Here is an 8,135-nt window from a genome sequence, read left to right as displayed (position 1 = left end):
GGAAATTGTTTAACTTCATTAACTTCATATGATCCCCCATAATTTCAAATCATTTTACTAATTTTAAGGTGAGAACCTTTAATATATATTTGATGTTTCCAAACAAGTATCTTTTATACAAATGTGACATCAGTCTTCTGCGATAATTTGATGCCTTTGCCATAAAAAGTCCCATTTAATGCTAGATAGTATGACGATATGGAAATTGTTTAACTTCATTAACTTCATATGATCCCCCATAATTTCAAATCATTTTACTAATTTTAAGGTGAGAACCTTTAATATATATTTGATGTTTCCAAACAAGTATCTTTTATACAATCGTTTTGGTTCTTGTAATAGTCGATATAACCATTCAAAACCAATCTTTTGCATGGCAATCGGTGCCCTTTTCACATGATTTGAATAATAATCAAAGAGCCCTCCACAAGTTAGAACTGTACTAGCTTCTATAAGATGAAAATGTTCGTCTACCCATTTCTCTTGAAGGGGATTTCCGAATCCAACAAATAAAATATCCACTTCCAAATCGTTTATGTGAGAAATGACCTTCTTACTTTCTTCTTTTTTATCGAAATAACCATTATAGGCCCCTACAATTTCCACATTCGGATACTTTTTCGAAAAATTTTTTCTTACCTTTTCTGCAGTATCATCTTTTCCACCTAGTAAAAAGATTTTAAAGGGACTTTTCCGTTCATTTAATTCGGCCATTAACGCGGGAAATAAATCAGTTGTGGCAATTCGTTGAGCAGCAGTTGGAATGTTTAAAAACCTTTGGGCATAAATGACACCCATTCCATCTACATAAATTAAATTTTCCCTTTGGTTAATAATGTTTCGATAAGCTTCATCGTTCCAATAGTGAAGCATACAATCCGCATTAATAGCATAATAAGCCTTTTTCTTTTTGTCCCTTGTATGATTAATAATGATTTGAAGCAGTTCCCTTTGACTTCCTAAAAACACTTCATTGTCTATAAACGTTTTTATACGACTCATCCTTTTTATCCTTCGTTATCGTTAAATCGGTACTCATGCGATACTAGAGGTTTTGGAGAATGATGGAATTTATCATTTCGATTAAAAAGTATAGAAACAAATATGAAATAAACGACAATTAGCCAATTGGATCCATCAATATCTTCTACTACAAATAAAATCGACATGAGTAAAAGGGAAACTTTTAATATCGTTTTATAAACCATGTCCTTCAAAAATATTAGTTTTAAGTTAATTACTAGAAAAATAAGACTTCCGATCATAAACCCTATAATTCCCGTTTTATAAATGAAACCTACAAAGGTTGAATGGGATCCAAGGGGATAACCTAAAACCGATCGATCTTTAATACCTAGTCCAATAATCGGTGAATTTTCTAGTGCTACTTTAATACTTTCCTGCATTAAAAAAGTTCGACTATCGTTACTTCCTTCCCGCGCGTGAACTAATTCATACATTGTCATAACGACAATTTGTGATAAATCGGTATACATGAAAATAGCAATCATGGTTGATAGAACTACTAGAGTTAGAAAAATAAATAGATTTTTATTCAATTGTTTGGACAGATATTTCACTACAAAGAACAAGATCCCTATTAATATGACAATATAGCCGCTACGCGAATACGTACTAATGATAGGCATAACCCCTAATAAAATGTAAAGCCAGCGCAGAAACTTCCCTTTGTTTTCGATTACATACCAACAAAATAGAGGGTAGAAAAACAGACAAAACATAATGACAAGATTTGTATAATCCATTATCCCAACAAATCGCATTACTTCCCTTTGATTGAACCATTCAGAATAATAAAGGACTTTCCCTAAAATAGTTACATCTTTCATTCCTATACCGTAGTACATGCCTATACTTACGAACCAAAGGCCAATTAACAACAAATAATTATAAAAAGTAATCTTTTTTATCTTTTCAATGTCGATGTTATTATTTTTAAAATGTAGATAAAAAAATAACGCCATGATCCAAATGCTAAAAGTGTTGACCGTAGCAAAAATTCGTTCGCTATTATAGGAATAAACGAATAAATTATAGAGAATCGAACATCCATAGACAAACAGATACAATACAACTAGTAAACTTAGCTTGTCAAAATAGAGCTTCTTTCTTTGACATAGAAATAAAAATAAAATGAGGGCGATCAATATAAATTGTACTTCCTTTGGAACGACGATGATGGGCCAAAGCAAATAGTACAATAAGTATTGGTTGTTAAGAATTTTCTTCAATTTATCACCATTTTATTGTGTCTTAGAAAAATCATTGAACAGTTTGATAGGATTTATTCAATATGGGCCCCCACCAATCTTCGTTGTTTAAATACCACTGAATTGTTTCAGAGATTCCTTTATCAAAGGTATATTTTGGTTTCCAACCTAATCGCTGTAACTTTGTTGCATCGATCCCATACCGTTTATCGTGGCCTAACCGATCCCTTACAAACGTAATTAGTTCTTCCGACTTACCTAAGGATTGTAAGATGATCTTGACAATCTCAATATTTTGCCATTCGTTATTCCCTCCAACATTATAAATTTCTCCGCTTATTCCTTCATGAACAACTAAGTCGATCGCTTTGCAATGGTCCATCACATGTAACCAATCTCGAATATTTTCCCCATTTCCGTAAACCGAAATTTTTTCGTCCTTTAATGCCCGTAAAATAGTTAAAGGAATTAGCTTTTCGGGAAATTGAAACGGTCCATAATTATTCGAACACCGCGTAATATTAATCGGCATGCCGTACGTTTTAAAATAGGCAAGAACGAGTAAATCAGAAGAAGCTTTACTCGCACTATATGGACTATTTGGTTGGAGCGGTGTTTCTTCTGTAAATAAAGTAGGCTCATCCCATTCTAGTTCTCCATAGACTTCATCCGTTGAGATATGAATAAACTTTTCAATCCCTACTTGTTTAGCTGCTTCTAGTAATACTTGAGTGCCTAATACATTCGTATGGGTGAAAATCGGCGGATTTTGAATCGAACGATCCACATGACTTTCAGCAGCAAAGTGAACAACAAAATCAAATTGTTCTTTTTTAAACAACGAATAGATCGTTGTAAAATCGGTAATATCCCCATGGATAAAAAAGTAATTTGGTTTTGTTTCAATCGCTTTATGTTTTCTTAAATCAGCGGCATAAGTGAGCACATCTAAATTGTAAATGTCATAGTTTGGATAATGTTGAACCATGTATTGAACAAAATTTCCTCCAATAAAACCAGAACCACCTGTTACTAACATTTTCTTTCTACTCATCATAATTCTAAAACCCTTTTTTCCAACATGTTCATAAAGTATCCTTTTATCGCCAAAACAATTACTTCAACGGTCGATAAGTCAAAATATAAAGGTAATCTGAGTAGTCGTTCGCTCTCTACTGTTGTATAAATATCTTCTCCATGGAACGTTGTATACCGTTTTCCTGCAGGTGAAGAATGAAGTGGAACAAAGTGAAACATACTTTGAATTCCCTGTGCTTTTAAATAATTTATTAAACTTGTTCTTATATCACCGTTTTTCACTTTAATATAAAATATATGCCCATTATGTTGACAATTATTTGGAATAACCGGTAAATCAATTAAATGATGTTCTTCCAAAGATTGAAGATGAGTATAATATTCATTCCAAAGGGATAAACGGCTTTCTAATATTAGCTCAGTTTGCTCCAATTGGGCATATAAATAGGCAGCATTTAGTTCACTTGGTAAATAGGAGGAACCGATATCTTGCCAACAATATTTATCTACTTGTCCTCTGAAAAATTGGGAACGATCCGTCCCTTTTTCTCGGATGATTTCAGCTCGTTCGATAAAACGCTCATCATTAATAAGCAAAGCACCGCCCTCACCAGAAACGAAATTTTTTGTTTCATGAAAGCTGTATGTTCCTATATGGCCAATGGTTCCTAACATCCGTCCTTTATATGTCCCCATTAATCCTTGAGCGGCATCTTCGATTACATATAATTGGTAACGGTGCGCAATATCCATGATCGTATCCATTTCACAGCTCACACCAGCGTAATGGACTGGTACGATTGCTTTAGTTCGCTTCGTAATAGCAGCCTCTATTTTGTTCTCATCAATATTCATCGTATCGGGCCGAATATCAACAAAAACAATTTTCGCCCCTCTTAAAACGAATGCATTTGCTGTAGAAGTAAAAGTGTAGGATGGCATAATCACTTCATCCCCTGGTTGAATGTTAATAAGGAAAGCGGCCATTTCAAGGGCATGGGTACAGCTAGTCGTTAACAATGCTTTTTTTGTTCCCGTTTTTTGCTCTAACCATATTTGACTTAACTTTGTATACTTCCCATCTCCAGAAAGACTTCTACTTTCAATCACATCTTGAATATAGGCGAATTCCGCCCCTGTGACAGGAGGTACATTAAATGGAGATTGTATCATTTGCTTCGAGCTCCTTATCAAGATCATATTTTGATAGTTCCACTAAATATTTTCCGTAGTCTGTTTTCATCAATGGTTTTGCGATTTCAAGAAGCTGCTCTTTTGTAATGTAACCCTTTCGATAAGCGATTTCTTCAATACAAGCAATATATAAACCTTGTCTTTTTTGAATTGCACAAACAAAATTAGAAGCTTCAAGGAGTGACCCATGGGTGCCCGTATCTAACCAGGCTAGTCCACGTCCGGTCAATTGTACTTTTAATTTTCCTCTCCTTAAGTAATCTTCTATGATGGACGTAATCTCCTTTTCTCCCCGTTTCGAAGGTTCTACCTGTTTCGCAATCTCCACTACGTCATTATCAAAAAAATATAAGCCTGGAATCGCATAAGAAGATTTCGGATTTACCGGTTTTTCCTCAACCGAAATAGGATTCATCAATTCGTCCACCTCAATAACTCCATAAGCCTTTGGATCATTGACATAACATCCAAAAATCATTCCACCGCTCGTTAAAGAAGTTGCTTTTTTTAATAGGAGACTAAAGTTCGAACCGTAAAAAATATTATCTCCTAAAATTAATGCAACTGAAGAACTTCCAATAAACTTTTCACCAACAATAAAAGCTTCTGCCAAACCGTTTGGATGTTCCTGGATCGCATATTGAAGGCGAATCCCTAAATGGGAACCATCTCCCAAAAGTTGTATAAAACCTTCCATATCCCTTGGAGTAGAAATAACTAATATCTCTTTAATTCCTGCTAACATTAATACTGAAAGGGGATAGTAAATCATTGGTTTATCGTAAACTGGCAAAATCTGTTTCGAAATAGACTTCGTTAACGGATATAATCGGGTACCTGTCCCTCCTGCTAAAATAATTCCTTTCATTTTTACCCTCTTCTTCGTTATTTTTTAATTCTTCCCTTCTAAGGTTCGAATCCTTCTATCGATACTGTTTTGGTTTTTTGAGATTTCAAAGTAATTAGTAAGTAATGGAAACATTCAATTTTAAAAATCTTTGCCAAACCGACATATAAAATAATTCCCGTAATAATTTGTACTCCTATAGTGAGTAAGTCCGACATGCCGATCCATTTAATACAATAGATAATGGAACCCATCCCGCAGGATAGTAGAAATGAAGGGAGTACATCCTTCCATTGTTCGCTCAAACGATAATTCAATAACTTCCGATTAGGGAATCCATCGATAATTGCGGCAATAATCCCATTGAGCAACACACCAAAAGCCATCGCATGAACTCCAAACTGGATACTAATTACAAGAACAGTAAGACCGATAACCGTTTTAACGATTTCCAATTTTAAAAAAATGTCACTCCTCCCCATCGCTTTAACTGCTTGTAGATTGGATACATCAATTGTCCATAAAGCATAATAGGCACAGAAGATTTGTAAGAAGGAAACAGCGGGAAGCCATTTTTCCGTTAATAAAACATTCATAAGAGGTTCTGCAATAATAGCAAGACCCATCATCATTGGAAAAACAATAAACGAGCTCATTCCGATTAAACGGCGAGTCATCTCTTTTACTTTCTGTTTATTATCTTGATGGGCTGATAACGCCGGGAACATTACATTTTGTATGGAACCATTTATATTGTCCACGATGACCGATGGAAATTGCATTCCCCTGTTATAGAAACCTAATAAAGCAGGGTTGAACATTTTCCCAATGATGAAACTTTGCAAATTAATATAAATAGAAAAAATGAGGGAAGAAATCAGTAACTTCCATCCATATGAAAACAATAGTTGCACCCTTTTAAAGGAGAATTTTAAGCTGGGTCTCCAGCGCACAGTGATACATAAAGCAATCGTAACTAATAAATGTCTCGTTAATTGTTGTGCTACTAAAGCCCAAATACCAAAATCAGCAAAGGCCATCAGTATCCCAGCGATGCCCGAAAGGATGACACCACTTAAACTACTAATAAATAAGTTTTTAAACTCCATCGATCTGGCAATAACCGCATTTTGTATGGAATTAAACGCTCCAAAAAATAAAGTCAATGACAATACTTTTATTACGGATGATAGTTGAGGTTCTTCGAAAAATGTTCCAATTAAAGGGGCTGACAAAAATAAAATAATATATAGAACGATAGCTACGCATAAGTTCAAATAAAAGACAGAGGAGAAATCAAGGGCATCTACCTCTTTCTTTTGAATAAGTGCGGTGCTAAGACCACTTTCTACAATAATTCCGCCAAACGTAATAAAAACGGTAACTATGACGATTAAACCGAAATCTTCTGGAAGGAGAATTCGCGCCAGTATAAGCGTGATTAGAAATTGTATTCCTTGTGTTCCACCACGTTCAAGGAGCTTCCAAAAAAGAGAAGAAAGTACCTTTGCCTTCGTTATGTCATATTCCATTTAACGAAACTCCTTTTAGCTTGCCTTAAAAAGTTTGAAACAGCCGGAGAATATTCATCCATCCATATCATGGCCTTACGTTTCAATCCTAATTGGGAATACAACTCCTTATACATTCCTTTTTTCACTTCTTTAAACTTTCTTTCTTCTATTAATAGTTCCAGTTCTGTCATATCCTTTTTCCATTTAATCACTTGTTCATATTGACTATTTGTATAGCGATTAATTTCATCGAGCATTTCGGCAATTTGGCGATAGTGGGCTCTTTTCTTTGCAATATGATGCATATTGGAACTTGTCCAAGATGCATCATCGCCATTACGCCATGCAGACAAAAATTCATCCATATAATATACTTTCCCTTGCAATGCGAGATTGATAGCAAGATGATAATCAGTTATGTTCGGAACGATTTGAAAAAACATAGGTCTTTCCAGATCTAATTGTGTTCGGTAAAACATCGAATTTGTAACAAAGAAATCTCCACCTTGTCCAATCACTTCTTCCACTTGCAAATATCTACTTGTACGACTTGGACGATTATGTCTTAATATTTTTTTATCCTTTGCTGAAACGACATAGCCTGCATGAACACATAAACTGCACTCTGGATGGTTTTCCATAAAATCCACTTGTTTTTGTAATTTATAAGGGTCGAGCCAATAATCATCCCCTTCACAAACTGCAATGTATTTTCCCTTTGCCCTTTTCACGTTAAATTCGTCTACTAAAATTTCTTTCGAAAATTGATTCTCTGTTTGATAGATTGGTTTAATAAGATCTGGATATTTCTTTTCATAATCCTTAATAATTTCTACTGTCCGATCCGATGAGGCATCGTCATGAATTAAAATTTCATATTTGAAGTTCGTCTTTTGCATGAAAAAACTTTCGATTGCATCATGAATATACCGCTCATGATTATAGGTGAGACAGCTTATACTCACTAAAATATCATTCATTTGAAGACCTCCAGATTTTAACAACCTATTTTTTCTCCCACTAAATCCAGATCATGACTAGACGCCTAAAGTAAGTGTCGAATATTTTATTCATATGACACATATATCAGTTTTATATGAATCTAGTAGTTAATCATTACTCCTTCAATCTCTGAAAAATCCAACTCATTTAATTCTAAAGTCGTATAATTCTATAGATTTTTTTAATATTCCGGAATAACTTTAGTAATATTTAACTAATCCTATTATTTTATATATGTCATATAATGTAAAAACTTTCCTATAAAATAAAAAATAAATCAAAAATAGTCTTAAGTTAACTATTTTTGAT

Annotated in this window: 7 protein-coding genes; all 7 read right to left on the bottom strand. The window is 34.2% G+C overall.

Annotated features, from left to right (window positions below; genetic code table 11):
- Positions 1-249: 249 nt before the first annotated feature.
- Positions 250-1,002, bottom strand: coding sequence for a WecB/TagA/CpsF family glycosyltransferase (locus tag EC501_RS01145; RefSeq protein WP_122970447.1), 753 nt, complete (start codon positions 1,000-1,002; stop codon positions 250-252).
- A gap of 5 nt (positions 1,003-1,007) precedes the next feature.
- Positions 1,008-1,868 (bottom strand): O-antigen ligase family protein, encoded by an 861-nt coding sequence (locus EC501_RS01140; protein ID WP_158599647.1) that lies wholly within the window; start codon positions 1,866-1,868, stop codon positions 1,008-1,010.
- Positions 1,869-2,283: 415 nt separating this feature from the next.
- Positions 2,284-3,285: a dTDP-glucose 4,6-dehydratase gene (rfbB, locus tag EC501_RS01135; protein ID WP_122970507.1), complete on the bottom strand. Its 1,002-nt coding sequence runs from the start codon at positions 3,283-3,285 to the stop codon at positions 2,284-2,286.
- Positions 3,285-4,442 carry a dTDP-4-amino-4,6-dideoxygalactose transaminase gene (rffA, locus tag EC501_RS01130; protein WP_122970445.1) on the bottom strand — a complete coding sequence of 386 codons (1,158 nt, stop codon included), beginning with the start codon at positions 4,440-4,442 and terminating at the stop codon, positions 3,285-3,287. The genes rfbB and rffA overlap by 1 nt, the downstream gene beginning before the upstream one ends.
- Positions 4,423-5,331, bottom strand: coding sequence for a glucose-1-phosphate thymidylyltransferase RfbA (gene rfbA, locus EC501_RS01125; RefSeq protein ID WP_122970444.1), 909 nt, complete (start codon positions 5,329-5,331; stop codon positions 4,423-4,425). The genes rffA and rfbA overlap by 20 nt, the downstream gene beginning before the upstream one ends.
- A 38-nt stretch (positions 5,332-5,369) precedes the next feature.
- Positions 5,370-6,842, bottom strand: a complete 1,473-nt coding sequence (locus tag EC501_RS01120) for a lipopolysaccharide biosynthesis protein (RefSeq protein ID WP_122970443.1) — start codon at positions 6,840-6,842, stop codon at positions 5,370-5,372.
- A complete protein-coding gene (locus tag EC501_RS01115) occupies positions 6,827-7,804 on the bottom strand; it encodes a glycosyltransferase (protein WP_122970442.1) in 978 nt (325 codons plus the stop codon). Before EC501_RS01115 ends, EC501_RS01120 begins: the two co-directional genes overlap by 16 nt.
- Between the last annotated feature and the right edge of the window lie 331 nt (positions 7,805-8,135).

This window comes from Lysinibacillus halotolerans, from assembly GCF_003711845.1.
Taxonomy (GTDB): Bacteria; Bacillota; Bacilli; order Bacillales_A; family Planococcaceae; genus Ureibacillus; species Ureibacillus halotolerans.
Note: the sequence above shows the minus strand (reverse complement) of the source record. Positions and strands in the feature narration are given on the sequence as shown.